The organism is Cupriavidus sp. 05N38, from assembly GCF_056397345.1.
Map to the genome: position 1 here is coordinate 16,376 of NZ_JBFTNF010000001.1, position 19,723 is coordinate 36,098.

15 protein-coding genes and 1 pseudogene are annotated in these 19,723 nt (G+C 68.7%); 12 read left to right on the top strand and 4 right to left on the bottom strand.

Annotated features, from left to right (window positions below; genetic code table 11):
* Nucleotides 1-104: 104 nt before the first annotated feature.
* Both AC1DK4_RS00080 and AC1DK4_RS00085 read right to left on the bottom strand, forming a co-directional pair.
* Nucleotides 105-1,112, bottom strand: coding sequence for an HpcH/HpaI aldolase/citrate lyase family protein (locus AC1DK4_RS00080; RefSeq protein WP_441614796.1), 1,008 nt, complete (start codon nucleotides 1,110-1,112; stop codon nucleotides 105-107).
* 24 nt (nucleotides 1,113-1,136) lie between these two features.
* Complete coding sequence (locus tag AC1DK4_RS00085; protein ID WP_441614797.1) at nucleotides 1,137-2,204, bottom strand: MaoC family dehydratase; 1,068 nt, start codon at nucleotides 2,202-2,204, stop codon at nucleotides 1,137-1,139.
* Nucleotides 2,205-2,486: 282 nt separating this feature from the next.
* Between AC1DK4_RS00085 and AC1DK4_RS00090 the strand changes: the two genes are divergently transcribed.
* The 10 genes and pseudogenes from AC1DK4_RS00090 (at nucleotide 2,487) to AC1DK4_RS00135 (ending at nucleotide 15,142) form a co-directional block, all read left to right on the top strand.
* Complete coding sequence (locus AC1DK4_RS00090; RefSeq protein WP_441614799.1) at nucleotides 2,487-3,653, top strand: acyl-CoA dehydrogenase family protein; 1,167 nt, start codon at nucleotides 2,487-2,489, stop codon at nucleotides 3,651-3,653.
* A gap of 108 nt (nucleotides 3,654-3,761) precedes the next feature.
* Nucleotides 3,762-5,003 (top strand): CaiB/BaiF CoA transferase family protein, encoded by a 1,242-nt coding sequence (locus AC1DK4_RS00095; protein WP_441614801.1) that lies wholly within the window; start codon nucleotides 3,762-3,764, stop codon nucleotides 5,001-5,003.
* A gap of 62 nt (nucleotides 5,004-5,065) precedes the next feature.
* A complete protein-coding gene (locus tag AC1DK4_RS00100; RefSeq protein ID WP_441614803.1) occupies nucleotides 5,066-6,031 on the top strand; it encodes a Bug family tripartite tricarboxylate transporter substrate binding protein in 966 nt (321 codons plus the stop codon).
* Between the two features lie 77 nt (nucleotides 6,032-6,108).
* Nucleotides 6,109-7,023, top strand: a complete 915-nt coding sequence (locus AC1DK4_RS00105; protein ID WP_441614805.1) for an SDR family NAD(P)-dependent oxidoreductase — start codon at nucleotides 6,109-6,111, stop codon at nucleotides 7,021-7,023.
* 66 nt (nucleotides 7,024-7,089) lie between these two features.
* Entirely contained in the window at nucleotides 7,090-8,259 is a 1,170-nt protein-coding gene (locus AC1DK4_RS00110; protein ID WP_441614807.1) for a thiolase domain-containing protein, read from the top strand.
* Between the two features lies 1 nt (nucleotide 8,260).
* Nucleotides 8,261-8,659 (top strand): Zn-ribbon domain-containing OB-fold protein, encoded by a 399-nt coding sequence (locus AC1DK4_RS00115; protein WP_441614809.1) that lies wholly within the window; start codon nucleotides 8,261-8,263, stop codon nucleotides 8,657-8,659.
* A 73-nt stretch (nucleotides 8,660-8,732) separates the two neighbouring features.
* Nucleotides 8,733-10,835, top strand: coding sequence for an acetate--CoA ligase family protein (locus AC1DK4_RS00120; RefSeq protein WP_441649670.1), 2,103 nt, complete (start codon nucleotides 8,733-8,735; stop codon nucleotides 10,833-10,835).
* A gap of 177 nt (nucleotides 10,836-11,012) precedes the next feature.
* Nucleotides 11,013-12,245 (top strand): acyl-CoA dehydrogenase family protein, encoded by a 1,233-nt coding sequence (locus AC1DK4_RS00125; protein WP_441614812.1) that lies wholly within the window; start codon nucleotides 11,013-11,015, stop codon nucleotides 12,243-12,245.
* Nucleotides 12,246-12,337: 92 nt separating this feature from the next.
* Nucleotides 12,338-14,047, top strand: a pseudogene (locus tag AC1DK4_RS00130) (long-chain fatty acid--CoA ligase); the annotation flags it as partial.
* A 258-nt stretch (nucleotides 14,048-14,305) separates the two neighbouring features.
* Nucleotides 14,306-15,142: a tripartite tricarboxylate transporter substrate-binding protein gene (locus AC1DK4_RS00135; RefSeq protein ID WP_477131371.1), complete on the top strand. Its 837-nt coding sequence runs from the start codon at nucleotides 14,306-14,308 to the stop codon at nucleotides 15,140-15,142.
* 30 nt (nucleotides 15,143-15,172) lie between these two features.
* Here AC1DK4_RS00135 and AC1DK4_RS00140 read toward each other — a convergent pair whose 3' ends face one another.
* Nucleotides 15,173-15,907, bottom strand: coding sequence for a GntR family transcriptional regulator (locus AC1DK4_RS00140; RefSeq protein ID WP_441614817.1), 735 nt, complete (start codon nucleotides 15,905-15,907; stop codon nucleotides 15,173-15,175).
* Between the two features lie 305 nt (nucleotides 15,908-16,212).
* Between AC1DK4_RS00140 and AC1DK4_RS00145 the strand changes: the two genes are divergently transcribed.
* Together AC1DK4_RS00145 and AC1DK4_RS00150 are read left to right on the top strand one after the other, a co-directional pair.
* A complete protein-coding gene (locus AC1DK4_RS00145) occupies nucleotides 16,213-17,142 on the top strand; it encodes a TauD/TfdA dioxygenase family protein (RefSeq protein ID WP_441614819.1) in 930 nt (309 codons plus the stop codon).
* A gap of 103 nt (nucleotides 17,143-17,245) precedes the next feature.
* Entirely contained in the window at nucleotides 17,246-18,667 is a 1,422-nt protein-coding gene (locus AC1DK4_RS00150) for an aldehyde dehydrogenase family protein (protein WP_441614821.1), read from the top strand.
* 58 nt (nucleotides 18,668-18,725) lie between these two features.
* Here AC1DK4_RS00150 and AC1DK4_RS00155 read toward each other — a convergent pair whose 3' ends face one another.
* Nucleotides 18,726-19,490: a hypothetical protein gene (locus AC1DK4_RS00155; protein ID WP_441614823.1), complete on the bottom strand. Its 765-nt coding sequence runs from the start codon at nucleotides 19,488-19,490 to the stop codon at nucleotides 18,726-18,728.
* Between the last annotated feature and the right edge of the window lie 233 nt (nucleotides 19,491-19,723).

The following is a 19,723-nucleotide window of genomic DNA, read 5'->3' on the forward strand; positions in this document are numbered from 1 at the left end:
GCAGCCGCACTCGGCGATCCGGGTGGCACGGCAAGAAGGCGGCCCGGCCGACGTGCCCGGGTCAGATCACGGCAAGCACCGGCGATGCCTCCAGGCTGCGGGCCTCACGCGCGCGCGTCTTGCCCGAAGAAGCGCGACTCGGCCTCCGGCGGCAGCGACATGCCGGTGATCCGGGCCTTCTCCAGCACGCTCCAGAAATAGCGGTAGGTAGCGCGATCATGCAGTTCGCCCTTGTACTGGATCGGTCCCCAGTCCGCATCCTGCGCCGCGAGCAGGATCGCGCTCGCGTCGGCCACCTCGGTGAAATCCGGCCGCATGGCATTGACGATGGGCTGGATCTGGGCGGGGTAGATGCTCCACATGCGCAGGAAGCCGAATTGCGTGCGCGCCCGAGCGGCGTCGGCGGCGATCACTTCGGCATCTTTCAGGTTCAGGCACACGTTGTGCGCCGGCACCACGCCGTTGGCGAGCGCGGCGGCCACCATATCCGCCTTGGCGCGGACCAGCAAGGCGTGCTCGAACTGCCCCGGGCTGCGCATGGCCGCGGCCGGGATGGCGCCGTGATGGCCGCTGACGAAGTCCATCAGGCCGAAATCCAGCACTTCGATGTGCGGCAGCGCCGCGATATGGAAGATGTCCCGCAGCGCGCCGTGCGTCTCGATCAGGACGTGGACCGGTACCACCCGGTTCACGCCGGCCTCGCGCGTCTTGCGGCCGATGTAGTCGATGACCTCGCGCACCTGTTCGTGGCTGGTTGCCTTCGGAATGGTGATGTACGCCACCCGGCTCGCGGCCTGCCCGATCACGATGTCCACGTCCTGCCGCCAGGCCGGATGCGCAGGGTCATGGATGCGCACGCCCGCCTTGTCGTAGCGGTTGCGCTCGGAATTGATCATGCGCACGACCATGGCCGCGTGCTCCGTTTCCTGGCCGGCCGCGGCGCCGTCCTCGCAGTCGCAGGTGATGTCGAATACCGGGCCGTACTCGACCTGCAGGTCCATTGCCTTGCCGATCAGCTTCTCGCTGCCGGCGAAGTGTTCGCAGGCAGACAAGGCGGGGAATACTTTCTCGCCGGCAAACAGCGCGAGCCTGGGATGGGTTGCAGTCGTCATGAGAGTCTCCTGTAGCTGTGTTCTTTAGCGCGCCTTGCGCGGGATGGCGATGGTGTAGTCGAGGTCGAGCACCACGTTCGAGGGGTATTCGGTCTTGCCCCCGTCCGGGGCGGGGAAGCTGATGTCGGCGGCACTGCGGATGTTCTTTGCGCCGATCGTGCGCAGCCGCAGCCCGCCTACATGGGGGCTGCACAGGTCCAGCTTGTCCAGCACCACGGTGGCGCAGGCGATGGTGTCGCCGGCATGGCTGGGATTGACGTGGCTGCCGCCGTTGACGGCCAGGATGGACAAGGCGTTCTCAAGACCATCGTAAGACAACGCCTTGCAGATAGAGATGATGTGCCCGCCATAGACCAGGCGCTGCCCGCCCGGCCTGGCCGCCATGGAGAAGCCATCGAAATGGGCCTTGGCCGTATTCTGGTAGAGGCGCGTGGCAATGCTGTGGTCGCTGTCGTTGATCGTCATGGCACCGCCGTGGTCGATCCGTTCGCCGGCTTCATAGTCTTCCCACAGGTCCTGTACGCCGGTGGCCATGCAGATATCGCGGGCGCCCGCGCAGTAGCCGGGCCGCGCCAGGCGCGACGGCGCCACCACGGCATCCAGTTGCGGGATCACCGGTTCGCCGCACGGCGCGGCCGGGTCACGCTTGTGCACCATGACCCAGCGGATCCAGCTCAGGACTTCCTTGCCGGCCTGGTTCCTCGCCGAGGAACGCACATAGACCACCCCGCTCTTGCGGTTCGAGTTCTCTTTCAGGCCGATGACCTCGCTTTCCACGAACAGCGTGTCGCCCGCATAGACATGAGAGAGAAAGCGGACATCCGCGTAGCCGAGGTTCGCCACCGCATTCAGGGAGATATCCGGCACGGTCTTGCCGAATGCCGTATTGAAGACCAGCAGGTCTTCCAGCGGAAGGCGCTCCAGTCCCGCCAGCCTGGCATTGGTCTGCGCGGTGTATAGCGCGGCGCGGCTCCCGGTCAGCCCGACATAGAGGCTGCGCTCGCCGTCCGTCAGTGTGCGCGGCGTGGCGTGCCGCATCGTCATGCCCAGCCGGAAGTCCTCGAAGTAATTTCCCGCCCTGCCTTTTCCCATTGTTCTCTCCACGTCGCAATCCGTCGCTTCCGTTGCACACAAAAATCTTTGTACGTACATAGTCGCCCATAACAAACGTGTTGTCAACCTCGGGCGAGGCATGTCCGGCCGCGGGGGCGAGGCGAAATTATCGCCATACTTCCTCGAAATTAAGCCGCCGACCCACCCGGGATGGGTGGGTGGTGTTCTTTCGGCTTGCCAGCCGCCATGGTTTCTCAGCTACTATGTACGCACATAAACGCCATCGACCACGGCGAAACGAACTTACCGAAGGAGCGCAAGGTGCAACGACTGACTGAAGAGCGGCGCATGATCAAGGAAGCCGCACATCAATTCACGATGGAGCGCGTGCTGCCTGTCGCCAACAAGCTGGACCCCGACAAAGGGCAGATCCCGCGCGAACTGATCGACGAGATGGCCGAACTGGGCTACTTCGGCATCCTGATCCCGGAGGAATACGGCGGCCTGGGCCTCGGCGCCTACGAGTACTGCCTGGTGGCTGAGCAGCTCTCGCGGGGATGGATGAGCGTGGGCAGCCTGATCGCCCGCGGCAACGGCCTGATCGGTGCCCTGAAGGGCCTGCCGCCCGAGAAGAAGGCGGAGTATCTGCCGCGCATGGCGCGCGGCGAGTTCCTGGGCGCCTTCTCGCTGTCCGAGCCCAATGCCGGCTCCGACGTGGCCAACATTTCCTGCCGCGCCGTGCGTGATGGCGACGATTGGCTCATCACCGGCAGCAAGTACTGGTGCACCTTCGCCGACGAGGCCGATTTCATCCTCGTGGTCTGCCGCACCGACCCCGTGATCGACGCCAGGGCCCGCCACCGCGGACTGAGCGCCTTCATGGTGGAGAAGCCGCGCGGGCAACTGCCGGAGGGCGTCAAGGGCAGCGTGATCCCCAAGATCGGCTACCACGGCTGGACCACGTGGGAACTGGCCTTCGACGGCTGCCGCGTGCCCGCCTCGAAGATGGTGGGCGAGCAAGGCAAGGCCTTCTACCTCACCACCGCCGGGCTGGAAACCGCCCGCGCCCACACCGCCGCGCGCTCGATCGGCCTGGCCCAGGGCAGCCTGGACGATGCGCTGCAATACGCCCGCGACCGCGCGCAGTTCGGCTCGCCCATCGGGCATTTCCAGGCGATCCGCTTCAAGCTGGCCGATATGGCCACGCAGATCGAAGCCTCGCGCGCCCTGCTCTACTCGGTCTGCGAAAAGATCGATGAGGGCATGCGCTGCGACACCGAGGCCGCCATGGTGAAGCTCTTCGCCAGCGAGATGTCGGAGCGCGTCACCAGCGAAGGCCTGCAGATCCACGGAGGCGCCGGATACACCACGCATTTCGCCGCGGAACGCTACTGGCGCGATGCCCGCCTGACCAAGATCTTCGAGGGCACGTCCGAGATCCAGATGCGCATCATCTCCGATGCGCTGCTTGGAAAGATGGCGGCATAGCCCGCGCAGGCATCCCCGCACTGGTGGCCGGCGCGAGCGCCTGGCCATGCCTGCGACGCCGGCAGCCCGGCGCGCGGCCAAACAAGTTGGAAATCACCGGAACACAGCATGGAAAACCCCGCACAGCGGCCCGGCCACGGCCCGGGCGCCCTTTCGGGCCTTCGCGTGATCGACCTGACCCAGATGCTGGCAGGACCGTTCTGCACGCAGATCCTCGCCGACCATGGCGCGGAGGTGATCAAGGTCGAAGCCATGGGAGGCGACGGCACGCGCATCACCGGCCCGTTCCGGGACGACGACACGCTGCGCGATTTCGGCGGCTACTTCCAGAGCGTCAACCGCAACAAGAGCTCGATCGCGGTCGACCTGAAGACAGCCGGGGGCCGGGCGGTCGTCCACCGGCTGATCGACAGCGCGGACATCGTGGTGGAGAACTTCCGCTCCGGCGTGATGGAGCGGCTCGGCCTGTCCTACGAGATCCTGCGCGAGACCAACCCCCGCCTGGTCTACGGCACCGTGCGCGGCTTCGGCGACCCCCGCAGCGGGGCCAGCCCCTACGCCCACTGGCCCGCCTACGACGTGGTCTCGCAGGCCATGGGCGGCATGATGGGCATCACCGGGCCGGACCGCGACACGCCAACCAAGATCGGCCCCGGCGTGGGCGACACCGTGCCGGCGCTGATGCTCTGCATCGGCATCCTCGCCGCCGTGCACCGGGCGCGCGAGAGCGGCCAGGGCCAGTTCGTGGATGTGGCCATGACCGACTGCGTGCTGGCCCTGTGCGAGCGCATCGTCTACCAGACCTCCTACACCGGCGCCGTGCCCGCCCCCGAAGGCAACCGCCACCCGCTGCTTTGCCCGTTCGGCCTGTTCCGCGCCCGCGACGGCTGGGTATCGATCGCCTGCGCGCACGACGCCTTCTGGGAAAAGCTCGCGCTGGCGATCGGCCGGCCTGAACTGGTCACCGACGAAGCCTTCGCCACCAACGCGGCGCGCGTGAAGCACGCCGGGCTGGTCATCGAGGCCATCGAGGCCTTCACCTCGCTGCGCAGCAAGGAAGAACTGGCGCAGTGCCTGGGCGGGCGCGTGCCGTTCGGGCCGGTCTACACCTCGGCCGAGGTGTTCGAAGACCCGCACTACCGGGTCCGCGAAATGCTGGTCGAGGTCGAGCAGCCAGGCTCCGCCAGCCCGGTCAGCATCGCCGGCGTGCCGATCAAGCTGAGCGCCACGCCGGGCGCGGTGCGGCGCCGCGCCCCGCTGCTGGGGGAACACACGCAAGACATCCTGCTCGGGGCCGGCTATGCGCTGCCGGAGATCGAGCGGCTGCGCGATGCCGGCGCGATCGGCTAGCGCAGCCCTGCAGCAAACCCACGCAAACACGAAATCGAAAACGAAACAGAGATGGAGACAAGATKAAGTTCCGATACCTGATCGCCGGCGCGCTGCTGGCCGCCACCTCCGCCGCGTGCTGGGCCGAGCGCTACCCGTCGCGCCCGATCCGTCTGCTGGTCGGCTTTGCCGCCGGCGGCCCCACCGACGTCGCCGCCCGCGCCTACGCCAGCCGGCTCGGCCAGCTGCTGGGGCAGCCCGTGGTGGTGGACAACCGCGCCGGCGCCGCCGGCGCCATCGCGGCGAACATGACGGCGCGTGCCGAGCCCGACGGCTATACGCTCGACTTCGTCACCAGCCCGATGATGACGATGGTGCCGGTGGTGCAGAAGTCGGCCGGCTACGACCCCGTCAAGGGATTCACGCCGGTCGGGCTGGTCAGCGACTACGCCAACGTATTGCTGGTCAGCAAGGCATCTCCCGTCAGGAACCTGACGGACCTGACCCGCTACGCCGCCACGCACGCGGGCGGCGTCACCTATGGCTCCGCCGGCATCGGCGCCTCGAACCACCTGTGCGCCGAACTGCTGGCGCAGATGAGCGGCACGCCGATGCTCCACGTTCCCTACAAGGGCAACGCACAGGCGATGACCGACCTGATCGGCGGCAAGATCGACTACATGTTCGACGCCACCGGCACCGCCATCAGCCAGATCCGCGGCGGCAACGTGCGCCCGCTGGCCGTGACCTCGGCACAGCGCAGCCCGGCCCTCCCCGACGTCCCGACGATGGCTGAGGCGGGCATCAAGGACTACCGGATGAGCGGCTGGTTTGCCGTGATCGGGCCACCGAAGCTGCCCGCGGATGTCGTCGACGCGCTGGTCAAGGCGCACCTGGCGCTGGCCCGGGACGCGGCCTTCCAGACCAGCCTGCGGCAAGCCGGCTACGAGCCGCTGATCGCGGGACCTGCCGCGCTGAGCGAGCGCATCGTCAAGGACCTGGCGCTGTGGCGCGGCGTGGTGAAGACAGCCGGCATCCAGCCCCAGTAGGGCCGCAGGACGCAGGACAAGCTGCCCCGCCGCGACCGGCGCGGGTATTCGGACGATCAAATCAGAGGAGCGAAACAATGAGCGGATTGATGCAAGGCAAGGTGGCGCTGGTGACCGGCGCGGGCGGCGGGATCGGGCGCGGCGTCGCGCTGGCGATGGCCGCGGCGGGGGCCCGGGTGGTGGTGAACGACCTGGGCGTGACGATGTCCGGCGACGGCGGCGATGCCGGCCCCGCGCAGCGCGTTGCCGAAGAGATCCGCGCCGCCGGCGGCGAGGCCGTGGCCAACACCGACAGCGTATCCACCTGGCAAGGCGCCCATGCCGTGGTCCAGTGCGCGCTGGACCATTTCGGCCGCATCGATGCCGTCGTCAACAACGCCGGCAACCTGCGCGACCGCATGTTCTTCAAGATGAACGAGGAAGAATGGCGCTCGGTCATCGACGTGCACCTGCACGGCACGTTCTTTATCAGCCGTGCCGCCGCCAACCACTTCAAGGACCAGGAGAGCGGCGCCTACGTGCACATGACCTCCACCTCGGGGCTGATCGGCAACCTCGGCCAGGCCAACTACGCTGCGGCCAAGCTCGGCATCGTCGCGCTGTCCAAGTCGATCGCGCTGGACATGGCGCGCTTCAATGTGCGCTCCAACTGCATCGCGCCGTTCGCCTGGAGCCGCATGACCAACTCCATTCCGGCGGAAACGCCCGATGAGAAGGCCCGCGTGGCCAGGCTGCAGCGCATGGAGCCCGGCAAGATCGCGCCGATGGCGGTATTCCTCGCCAGCGATGCCGGGCGCGAGGTCAGCGGCCAAGTCTTTGCCGTGCGCGCCAACGAACTGATGCTGATGAGCCAGTCCCGTCCCACGCGCTCGGTGCACATGGGCGAAGGCTGGACACCCGAAGCCATCGGCGAGATCGCCATGCCGGCCATGCGCAACAGTTTCTTCAAGCTGGAGCGCTCGCCCGATGTCATCAACTGGGATCCGATCTGAGGCCGGATCTGACCCACCAATGCAACGGCACCGGCCACCCAGGCCTGACGCATCGAGACCAATAGCATGAGCATCAACGGCAAGGCATACATCGTCGGCGCGTACGAGCACCCGACCCGCAAGGCCCCGGACAAGACCGTGGCGCAACTCCACGCCGAATGCGCGCGCGGCGCGCTCGCCGACGCGGGGCTGTCGCTGCGCGACGTCGACGGCTACTTCTGCGCCGGCGACGCGCCCGGCCTAGGCATGGTCAACATGGCCGACTACCTTGGCCTCAAGGTACGGCACGTGGACTCCACCGATACCGGTGGCTCGGCCTACCTGGCTCACGTCTCCCACGCGGCCCAGGCCATCGCGGCCGGCAAGTGCAATGTCGCGCTGATCACCCTGGCCGGGCGCCCGCGCTCGGAAGGCTCGAGCGGCACGCAGGCGCGCAACTGGGGCAAGGATGCGCCCGACCTGCCCTTCGAGGCACACTTCAACCCGCTGACGGTGAACCTGTACGCGATGGTGGCCATGCGGCATATGCACCAGTACGGCACCACCAGCGAGCAACTGGCATGGATCAAGGTAGCCGCGTCACACCACGCGCAGCACAACCCGAACGCCATGCTGCGCGAACTGGTGAGCGTCGAGGACGTGCTGGCCTCGCCGCTGATCTCGGACCCGCTGCGCAAACTGGACTGCTGCGTGGTGAGTGACGGCGGCGGCGCGCTGATCGTGGCGCGCCCCGAGATCGCCGCCACCCTCAAGCGCCCGGCCGTGAAGATCCGTGGCGCCGGCGAGGCGCTCAAGGGGCAGCTCGGCGGCGAGGTGGACCTGAGCTGGTCGGCCGCAGCCGTCTCGGGACCGATCGCCTTTGCCGAAGCTGGCGTAACCCCGGCGGACATCCAGTACGCCTCGATCTACGACAGCTTCACCATCACCGTGCTGATGCAACTCGAAGACCTGGGCTTCTGCGAGAAGGGCGCAGGCGGCAGGTTCGTGGCCGACGGCAACCTGATCTCCGGCGTGGGCAAGCTGCCCTTCAATACCGACGGCGGCGGCCTGTGCAATAACCACCCGGCCAACCGCGGCGGCATCACCAAGGTAATCGAAGCGGTCAGGCAGCTGCGCGGCGAAGCGCATCCCGCCGTGCAGGTGAAGAACTGCAGCCTGGCGCTGGCCCAGGGCACCGGCGGCTACCTCGGCTCGCGCCACGGCAGCGCCACCCTGATCCTGGAACGAGAGCAATAAGATGACGACCCCCTACACCCACGCCCTGTTCAAGGCGCCGGCCGAACTGCCGGACAACGCAGAGTTTTGGCAGGCCGCGCGCGCGCACCGCCTGCTGGTGCGGCACTGCAAGTCCTGCGGCAAGCCGCACTGGTATCCGCGCACGCTGTGCCCGTTCTGCATGGGCGACACGCAATGGAAGCAGGCTTCGGGCCGCGGCACCATCTATGCGTTCAGCGTCACCCGCCGCGCCGGCCCCACGCCCTTCTGCATCGCCTACGTGACGCTGGAGGAAGGCGTCTCGATGATGACCAACATCATCGATTGCGACCTCGACACGGTGCACATCGGCCAGGCAGTCCAGGTCAGATTCGCACCGAGCGAAGACGGCGCGCCGGTGCCGGCCTTCGCGCCAGCCTGAGCAGCGGACCGGCCCGTCGGCCGGACCCCATGCTGCCTTCCCCGACAACGACGACCAGACACCACACCGATCCATGAACTCGACTGCTTCCCTGCTCCGCCTGCTCAATCCGCGCTCCGTCGCCATCATCGGCGCATCTGACGATCCCGCGCGCATCGGCGGCAGGCCGATCGCGGCCATGCGCAAGCTGGAATTCGCCGGGCGCATCCTGCCCGTCAACCCGAACCGGCGCGAAGTACAGGGCCTGCCGGCCTATGCCTCGATCGCCGAGCTGCCGGAAGTGCCGGATGTCGCCATCGTGGCGGTGCCCGCCAGCCAGGTGCTGGACACGGTCAGGGCGCTGGGCGAGCGCGGCGTCGGCGCGGCCATCCTCTTCAGCGCAGGCTTTGCCGAAACCGGCGGCCAGGGCATCGTCATGGAAGCGGAGCTGGTGGCCGCCGCGCGCCGCACCGGCATGCGTCTGCTCGGGCCCAACGCGCTGGGACTGATCAATGTCCACAGCGGCTTTGTCGGCAGCTTCGCCTCCAGCCTCACGCTGGGCACCATGCGGCGCGGCGGCGTGGGCATCGCCAGCCAGTCGGGCGCCTACGGCGGCCACCTGGTGTGCGCGGCGCAGGCCGCGGACATCGGCCTGTCCACCATCGTCATGACCGGCAACGAAGCCGACCTGACGCTGGGCGACGCGGTCCGGCTGCTGGTCGACGACCCGCACACCAGGGTGATCGCGCTCTACTCCGAGGGCATCCGGGACGGCGACGGCCTGGTCGCGGCGCTGCAGGCCGCGCGCGCTGCCCGCAAGCCGGTGGTGATGATGAAGGTCGGCCGCAGCGAGGTTGGCAGCGCGGCGGCGCGCTCGCATACCGCCTCCATCGCCGGCGACGATGCCATCGTCGACGCCGTGCTGGCGGAGCTGGGCGTGGTGCGCGCGCGCACCACCGAGGAAATGCTCGACATCGTGCGGCTGGCCACGCGCGGCATCTACCCGGAACACAACACACTGGGCGTGATCACGGTAAGCGGCGGCGCCGGCGTGATCATCTCCGATGCCGCCGAAGACCACGGGCTGCCCATGCCGGAGATGCCGCCCGAGGCGCAGGCCAGGCTGCTCAGCCTGCTGCCGATCTGCTCGCCGCGCAACCCGGTCGACACCACCGCCCAGTTCGTCAACGACCTGTCGCTGATCGAGCCGTTCACGGAGTCGATGGTGGGCGACGGCGGCTACCGGTCGGTACTGGGCTTCTTTACCTATGCCGGCAGCACGCCGGCAGTGGCGCCGCGGCTGATGGAGCAGCTCGCGCAGGTGCGCGCGCGCCATCCGGACCGGCTCTATGTGCTGGTGCTGCTGGGGCCGCACGAGGTCCTGCGCGGCTACGAGGAAGCCGGCTTCACCGTCTTCGAGGACCCGACCCGCGCGGTGGTGGCGATCGCCGCGATGGGCAGGTTCGGCCGTGCGTTCGCGGCGCCTGCACCGGCACCCGCGCCCGTCATCGCCCCGGTGGCACTGCCGGCGGCTACGCCCACCGAAGCGCAGGCCAAGGCCTTGCTTGCCACGGCCGGCATCGCCAGCGTGCCGGAGCGCGCCTGCGAGCTTGCCGAAGGCGCCGTCCTGGCTGCGCGCGAGATCGGCTTTCCCGTGGTGATGAAGATCCTGTCGCCGGACATCCTGCACAAGTCGGAGATCGGTGGCGTCCTGCTCAACGTGCGCGACGAAGACGCGGTGCGCGCCGGCCATGCCACCTTGCTGGCCCGTGCCCGCCAGGCGGCGCCGCACGCGCGCATCGAGGGCGTGCTGGTCGCCAGCCAGGTCAGTGGCGGCGTGGAGTGCATCATGGGGATCAAGCGCGACCCCGTCTTTGGCCCGATCGCCATGTTCGGCCTGGGCGGCGTGTTCGTCGAAGTCCTGAAAGACGTGGTATTCCACCGCTGCCCGTTCGGCGAAGACGTGGCGCAGGCGCTGATCCGCTCGATTCGCGGGGCGCCGCTGCTGACGGGTGCGCGCGGCACACCGCCCGCCGACATTGCCGCGCTGGCACGCACGCTGTCCAGGCTGTCCGCGTTCGCGGTGGCCGCCGGCCCGCGGCTGCAGGCGGTCGACCTCAACCCGGTGTTCGCCATGCCGCAAGGACAAGGCGCGTTCGCCGCCGACGCCGTGATCGATATTGAAACCTCCGCCTGATGTGCGCGCCAAGGCGCCAGGCGCCGCCCGCCCACCCGTCTCAGGCGGGTGTCGGTTGACGGCGAATTAATTAGCATGTCTGCATCGGTCAGTGATTGTGCCGGGCGGACACCGCATTGCACCAGGCCGCGCAGGCATTGCGCGGCAACCAAGACAACGACGCACGGAGACAACCAGATGAATTTCCACATACCCGGAGAATGGGTCGAGTTCGGCGACGCCCTGATCAAGTTCATCGACCGCGAGGTAGCGGCGCTCGAACATGAACATCGCGCGCTGCTTGCCAGCGAGCGCACCATCTACCAGCAAGACGGCCGCTATTGCCAGGAGATCCTCGCCCTGCGCCGCCAGGTGCGGATGCGTTCGGCGGAACTGGGCTTCTATACCGCGCTGAGCGCCGAATCGCTCGGCGGCGGCGGCCTGGGAGCGCAGGCGGCGGCGTATATCCAGGAGCGCCTCAACGCGCACTGCGGGCCGGGGCGCCACCTGGTGCAGACCGTGGTGCTGCCCTCGCCGTTCACCAACGGCCTGTCGCCGGTGCTCAGGCATCTCGACCCCGCCGTCCTGGACCAGTACCGCGAAGCGCTCGCCAGCGGCGACAAGACCATGTGCTTCGGCCTGAGCGAGCCGGACGCCGGCTCCGATGTGTTCGGCATGCGCACCCGCGCCGTGCGCGACGGCGACGGCTGGATCCTCAACGGCACCAAGCAGTGGATCACCAACGCGCCCTATGCCGACTACGCCATGGTCTTCGCCGTCACCGACGAGGAAAAGGCGCGCGCCCACCGCGGCGGCATCACCGGCTTCTTCCTGCCCACCGATACGCCCGGCTTCTCGGTGCCCAGCGTGATCCCGACCATGGGGCACCTCGGCGCGGACATCGGCATCGTCGCGCTGGACAACGTGCGCGTCCCGGACAGCCACCGGCTCGGCCCGGTCGACCGCGGCCTGTCCGTGGCGCTCGACGGCGTGAATGCCGGCCGCCTGAGCATGGCGGCGTCCTGCCTGGGCCTCGCCCAGTGGGCACTGGAGCAGGCGGTGGCCTATTCACAGGTGCGCAAGACCTTCGGCCAGCCGATCGCCGACTACCAGGCAGTCCAGTTCATGCTGGCCGAATGCGCCATGGACATCTACGCTTCAAAGTCAATGATCCGCCACTGCGCCTGGCTGGTGGACGAGGGCCTGCCCGCCACCAAGGAAGTCTCGATCATCAAGGCCTCGTCCACCGAGATGGTGGGCCGCGTGATGGACCGCGCGATCCAGGTCCATGGCGGCATGGGCCTGACCAACGAACTGCGCCTCGAAGAAGGCTACCGCTTCGCGCGCACCATGCGCATCCCGGACGGCACTTCCGAGATCCAGCGCCGCACCATCGCGCGCCGCCTGCTCGAAGGCGACATGGCCTTCTGAGGCCCGCCGCCACGGGCAAACGCCCGGAACACAAGGACACACAAGGAACACACAAGGAACAACGAGGGAAACCCCCTCCAGGAGACAAAGCGATGGCAACCGACCGCCCCGCAAGCCGCGACGTGACCGAACGCCCGTCCGACCCGCTCTGCATCGACAAGGCATTGGCGCGCGATGGCGTGCCCGATTGCCTGCACGTACCGCACACCAGCCTGTTCCAGAACCTGGAAATCGCGGCAAAGCGATTTCCGCACAAGGCGGCCATCCAGTTCTACGGCGCCAGCGTGAGCTACGCCGCCCTGCTGCGCGAGGCCGAGCACATGGCGGGCTACCTGCAGCACAACTGCCGCATCCAGCGCGGCGACCGCGTGCTGCTGTTCAGCCAGAACTGCCCGCAGCTCATCGCCGCCTATTTCGCCATCCTGCGCGCCGACGCGGTGGTGGTCCCGGTCAACGCCATGCTGCTGGAGGACGAACTGCGGCACATCGTCACCGACAGCGGCGCGGTGGCGGCGTTCGCCGCGCACGAACTGGCGGGGCAACTGGCGCCGCTGGCCGGCACCACCTCGCTCAGGCATGTGATTGTCCACGCCTACGGCGATGCGCTGTGCGGCGACGACGCGGGCCTGGCCATCCCCGACTGGCTACGCGCACGCAGCCCCGAGGCCCCGCCCTTCGGCGGCGCCGTGCGCTGGGCGGACGCGCTTGCCCCCGGCCACCTGCCCACGCCACACCTGAGCGGCCCGGACGACCTGTGCATGCTGCCCTACACGTCCGGCACCACCGGCGCGCCCAAGGCCTGCATGCACACCAACCGCACGGTGATGACCTCCGTGGCCGGTTCGCAGCTATGGCGCCGCACCCACGCGGAATCAAGCTTCCTGGCGGTGGCACCGATGTTCCACCTGCTCGGGCTGCAGAACGGCATCAACGGGCCGGTCTACGTCGGCGGCACCATCGTGCTGCTGGCGCGCTGGGACAGCAAGACGGCGGCCCGGCTGATCGAGCGCCATCGCGTGTCCTTCTGGGCGGCCCCGCCGCCGATGCTGGTCGAGTTCTTCGCCCAGCCCGATCTCGGCGCGTATGACCTGCGCAGCCTGGCGGTGGTGGTGGGCGGTGGCGCCGCGGTGCCGGAGGGCACGGCGCGGCTGATGAAGGAGCGCTATGGCCTGCAGTTCGTCGAGGGCTACGGCCTGACGGAGACCGCCTCGTTCCTGCTCGCCAACCCGCTGCACGCGCCGCGCTCCGGGCACCTTGGCGTGCGCACCTATGGCGTGGATGCCCGTATCGTCGACCCCGCGACGCTGGCCGAGCTGCCCATGGGGGAAACCGGCGAGATCGTGGTGCATGGCGCGCAGGTGATGCTGGGCTACTGGCACAAGCCCGAGGCCGACGCCCAGAGCTTCATCGCCATCGACGGCAAGCGATTCTTCCGCACCGGCGACCTCGGCAGCGTCGACGAAGCCGGCTATTTTGTCATGCGCGACCGGCTCAAGCGCATGGTCAACGCCTCCGGCTACAAGGTCTGGCCGGCCGAGGTGGAAGCCATGCTGCACACCCACCCGGCGATCCAGGAGGCCTGCGTGATCGCGGCGCGCGACGCGCATCGCGGCGAAACCGTGAAGGCGGTCATCGTGCTGAAGGCCGGGGTGCGGGACGTCGGCATGGAGGACATCCTCGCCTGGTGCCGGACAAACATGGCGACCTACAAGGCCCCGCGCATCGTCCAGTTCGTCGACCGCCTGCCGCGCTCCGCCACCGGCAAGATCGCCTGGCGCGAGCTGCAGGACCAGGAGATGCAGGGCGCGCCGCTGCCACCTGCGGGCCTAGCCGGCCAGCGCACGGCGCAAGCGCCAGGACACGAACGCAGGGACACAAGAAAACCGGAGACTTCCATGGATTCGATTCGCCGCGCGGCCTGGCTGCGCGCTGCCCTCCTCATTGCCGCCGCCTGCCTGCCGGCGGCGGGCGCCGCCCCGGCCCTTGCGCAGGCACAGGCCGGCTTCCCGGACAAGCCGCTTCGCATCGTGGTGCCCGGTCCGGCCGGTGGCGGCACCGACATGCTCGCGCGCGCGCTTGGCGCGGGCCTGGGCAGGAAGCTCGGGCAGCCTGTCGTGGTCGACAACCGGCCGGGGGCATCAGGGATCATCGCCGCCCAGTCGGTGCTGTCCGCCCCGCACGATGGCTACACCATGTATCTCGGCTTTACCTCGATGATCCAGCTGCCGGCGCTGATGCCGGCGATACAGGTCAACTTCGCCAGGGACTTCGCCCCGGTCTCGCTGCTGGCCATCGGCTCCGACCTGCTGGCGGTCTCGTCGAAGCTGCCGGTCAGCTCCGTCGGCGATCTCGTCAGGCTGGCCAAGGCGAGCCCGGGCAAKCTGACGATCGGCTCCTATGGCAACGGCACGTCCGCGCACCTGCACGCGGAGCTGCTCAACAAGCGTGCCGGCATCGACCTGATCCACGTGCCGTACAAGGGCGCGGCGCCGATGCTCTCCGACCTCCTGGCCGGCCAGATCGACGTTGCATTCGTCGACCAGTCGACCGCCAACGCGCAACTGGCCAGCCCAAAGCTGCGCTTCCTGGCGCTGACCGGCACCCAGCGGTTCAAGCCCCTGCCCAAGCTGCCCACCTTCGCCGAACTCGGCTACACGGGTTTCGAGCCGAACGGCTTCATGGCGATGTTCGTGCCGGCGAGCACGCCGGCCCCGGTCGTGCAGAAGCTGTCGCGGGAAATCGCCGCGCAGGTCCAGGGAGCGGACCTGGGCAAGCGCCTGGCGGATATCGGCATGCTGGGCGTGGGCAGCACGTCGGTCGAGCTTGCGGCCATGATGTCGCGCGACGCGCCGCAGTGGGCGCAGGTCGTCAAGGAGTGCCAGATCAAGCTCGAATGAGCCATGCGGCACCCGCCGCCGCGGCAATCGCTAGCGCCTGACCCTGGCCTTGTAGGCATAGCGGTCGCCGCGGAACAGCAATTCCGCGCAGCAAAGCGCATTGCCGCGGATGTCGTACGGCGTGCATCGCAGCCGCAGCAGCGGCGCCCCTTCGGGGACCCCGAGCCGGCGCGCCACATCGCCCGCCGCCGGGATCGCGGCGCTCTCGGTAGCCACCTCGGTGAGACGGTAACCCAGCCGGCTCTCGAAGATCGACATCACGTCGTTGGTTTCGAGATCCTCCTTCACCAACGCACGGATCAGCGTTTCGTCGCCCATGATCATGAACAGGGCGATGGCCTCGTCATCCCACATCCGCAGCGTGGTGGCGCAGAGCAGCGTGTCCGCGCTGTCCAGGCCCAGGGCCTGCGCCGCAAACGCCGGCGCCTTGATCTTGCGCACCGACACCAGCTTTCCGTAGGCAAGCCGCCCGCGCGCCCGCGCGGATTCGTAGAAGCCGGTCAGCGGCCCCAGGTCCGAGGTCTGCGCCGGACGGGTGACGAAACTGCCCTTGCCGTTGACTTTCTCGATCAGGCCGCTGGCATGCAGGCCGGCCAGCGACTGCCTGACCGTGATACGGCTGACGGCGAACTCCGCCATCAGCTCCGCCTCGGACGGTAGCTTGGCGCCCGGCCCCAGCTCGTTGTCGACGATGCGCTGGCGCAGCACGTCTTCGATTTGCCTGAATCTGGGCTGGCTCGGGCTCGGGGGTGGAGTCGAGGTCAAGGTGCGGAATCCTCCTGTTTCGTTCGCTTCGGCGCGGCCGGCGTTGCCGCCGTCTCCGGCCTTCTCCGCATTATACCTATCATGACAGGGCACCATTTTCCCTCTTGACCTGTTATAACAGGTCATGTCAGTATCGCTGCCAGCAAGTGTTCGGCCGAGCGCCCGGCGCGACTGACCCGCCTTCCGCCCGGAAGCGACTCGCCAAGGAATCCGGCTGACGCAAGATCGCGTCAGCCAGTTTGCAACTGCCGGAAAGCCTGTGCCTGTGGTGGCTGCTGGCAGCCCCAAGAAAGAGGAGACACGAGATGCACGCTGCTATTGCCGATACCGCACCCGAAGCACCCGCCATCCAGGCCGACGCCATCAGGGCGGCCGGTGCAGGGAACTGGCCCTTCACCGTCAAGCGCTCCACGCCGAGCATCGGCGCGGAGATCGGCGGGATCGACCTGCGCCAGCCGCTGGACGACGACACCTACCTCGCCCTGCGCCGCGCGCTGGTGCAGTTCAAGGTCCTGTTCTTCCGCGACCAGGACGTCACGCCGGCCCAGCATGTCGCCTTCGCCCGGCGCTTCGGCGAGCTGGAGATCCATCCGGTGTTCCGCCAGCACCCCGACCACCCCGAACTGGTGCTGTTCGACAAGTCCGGCGAGAACCGCGGGCGCGAGAACATCTATCACAGCGACGTGTCCTGGCGCGAGATCCCGGCGATGGGCTCTGTCCTGCGCTGCGTGGAGTGTCCCGAGGTCGGCGGCGACACCATCTGGGTCAATATGGCGCAGGCTTACGCCAACCTGCCCGAGGACGTGAAGGCGCGCATCGCAGAGCTGCAGGCCGTGCATGACATCCTGCCCACCTTCAGCACCGCCATCGCGCCCGAGAAGCGCGACGAAATCCGCAAGCAGTTCCCCCCGGTCACCCATCCGGTGGTGCGCACGCACCCGGAGAGCGGCGAGAAGATCCTCTACGTCAACGAAGCGTTCGTGACGCACCTGGCCAACTACAGCCAGCTGATCGGCTTTCGCATCGGCTCGGACTTCCGGCTCGGCGAGCTGGACCTGCTGCAGTACCTCTACCGCCAGGCCGCGGCGCCGGAGTACCAGGTGCGCCTGAAGTGGGAGCCGAACACCATCGCCTTCTGGGATAACCGCGCCACCCACCACTACGCCGTCCAGGACTATTTCCCGGCGGTGCGCCGGATGATGCGGGCCACCGTCGTCGGCGACCGCCCGTTCTGAACCGGTCCCCGGTCCCCGGTCCCCGGTCCCCGGTCCCCGCGCCCCACCCGCACACCCGCACACCCGGAACACCCGGAACACCCGGAACACCAGGAGAACACCTGTGAAGATGCTGAACACTTTCTATATCAATGGCCAGTGGGTCGCGCCGTCGGCCGGCAGCACGCTGGCGGACATCATCGACCCCGCCACCGAGGCGCCGCTCGGCAAGCTCGCGATGGGCACCGCGGCGGATGCCGACGCCGCTGTCGCGGCGGCGCGGGCCGCGTTCCCGGCCTGGTCGGAATCCAGCCGCGAAGACCGCATCACCCTGCTCGAACGCGTGATCGAGCGCTACCGCGCCCGCCTCGACGACATCGCCGAGGCCGTGCGCGCCGAAATCGGCGCCCCCGTCACGCTGTGCAAGAACCTGCAGGCCCCGATCGGGCTGGCGCAGCTCCAGGCCGCGGTGGAGACGCTGCGCCATTTCGAGTTCGAGACCAGCCATGCCAAGAGCTATGTGCGGCGCGAGGCCATCGGCGTCGCGGCGCTGATCACGCCCTGGAACTGGCCGCTGAACCAGATCGCCGCCAAGGTGGCGCCCGCGCTTGCCGCGGGCTGCACGGTCGTGCTCAAGCCGTCCGAGATCGCGCCGCTCGATGCGATGATCTTCGCCGAGATCATGCACGAGGCCGGCACGCCGCCCGGCGTCTTCAACATGATCTTCGGCGAAGGCCGCACCGTGGGCGCCACGCTCGCCTCCCATGCGGGCGTGGACATGGTATCGATCACCGGATCGACGCGCGCCGGCGTGGAAGTGGCGGTCAGCGCCGCGCCCACGGTCAAGCGCGTGGCCCAGGAACTGGGCGGCAAGTCCGCCCTGCTGATCCTGGACGACGCCGATCTGCAAGCGGCCGTGCGCAGCGGCGTGGCGCAGTGCATGGCCAACTCCGGCCAGACCTGCGTGGCGCCCACGCGCATGCTGGTGCCGCGCGAGCGCTATGAAGAGGCCGTCGCCATCGCCGCTGCCGCCGCCAGCGAGGTGACCGTGGGCGACCCGGCGGATCCGGCCACGAAGATGGGCCCGATCTCCAACCGCGGCCAGTACGAGAAGGTCCAGCGCATGATCGGCATCGGCATCGAGGAAGGCGCACGCCTGGTGGCCGGCGGCCCAGGCCGCCCGCCAGGACTGGAGCGCGGCTTCTTTGCCAGGCCGACCATCTTCGCCGACGTGCGCAACGATATGGCGATCGCGCGCGAGGAGATCTTCGGGCCCGTGCTGGCCATGATCCCGTACGACGGCGAGGAAGACGCCATCGCGATCGCCAACGACAGCGTGTTCGGCCTGGCTGGCTATATCGCCAGCGGCAATCCCGAGCGCGCGCGCCGCGTGGCCGCGCGCCTGCGGGTCGGCTCGGTGCGGATCAACGGCGCCATGCTGGACATCACGGTGCCCTTCGGCGGCTACAAGACCTCCGGCAACGGCCGCGAGTATGGTGCCGAAGGCCTGGCCGAGTTCCTCGAGTGCAAGTCGGTGACGGGCTGAACCGGCCCGCGCCGGATCGCCGCGCCAGCCTGCCGGACGCGCCCGGCGCCTCTGGCGGCTAGCCGCCCGCCTTGCCCCCGAGGCTTCGGTCGTGCGTCGCCGGGGCGACGCCCCCGGTCATGGTCCAGCCCGTGAACGGATCCGAGACGCTCCAGCGCCGGGTCCAGCGCGCGAGGCATGCACGGCACTGGTGCTCCCGGGTCTGGCAGACCACACCCGCGCCGAAACTGCGCCAGCGGACCTCGCCGAGCGGGCGCAGCGAAGCATGGCCATCCGCGCACATCACATCGTGCCGCAGGCTTTCGCAGCGCTGGCAGAGGTCCTGCAAGGACGGCGCCGCCGCGGTGTCTCCGGTCGTGTCCGCCGCCCTGTCCGCCGCCCTGTCCGCGACAGGACCGGCGGCGGAACTGGCAGGCGCCGGCACCGGCGCGCGCGCACCCATTTCAGGAACATAGCCGCGCCGCGCCTGGATCCGCCGCAGGGCCGCCCAGAACAGCGCGCGCAGCGCCTCGGAGCCTTCATCCTGCGCCGCGGCCCGGCACCGTTCAGCGTGATGCTGCATGGCCATGCCGAACTCCGTCGCGGAGGCAAAGCAGATCACCTTCGTGCGGGGATCGCCACGCTCGATCCAGCCATCGAACAAGTCGGCAAGGCGCCGGCCATGGTCTTCCGTACCGTCCCCTGCGCGCTTGAGCGTCAGCTTGCGCGCGAGCCGGCTGCGCTCGCGCACCTGCCGCCGGAGTTCGTCGAGCACCGGCAGCAGCCGCGCGGGGCTGCGCCGCATGTCATGGTCTTCGCGCTGGACGCTGCTCTTGGCATTCACCGGATGCTCCTCGTGGGTCGGATGGCGGCAGCAGGCGGGATCGCTGCCCTTGCGACAGCATTCTGGTTGCAGTGCGGCAAAAATGGAGCCACCCCGATGGAGTGGGGGCCGCGATGGCCCGGCGCATGGCCTGGAGCCGGATGGCGCCCGCCAGGCCGCCTACCCGACCCGGGTAGGTCCGCCCGCGCCCGTGATTTGTTCTACTTTGCTGCAGACGCCGGGCGCTTTCCTCG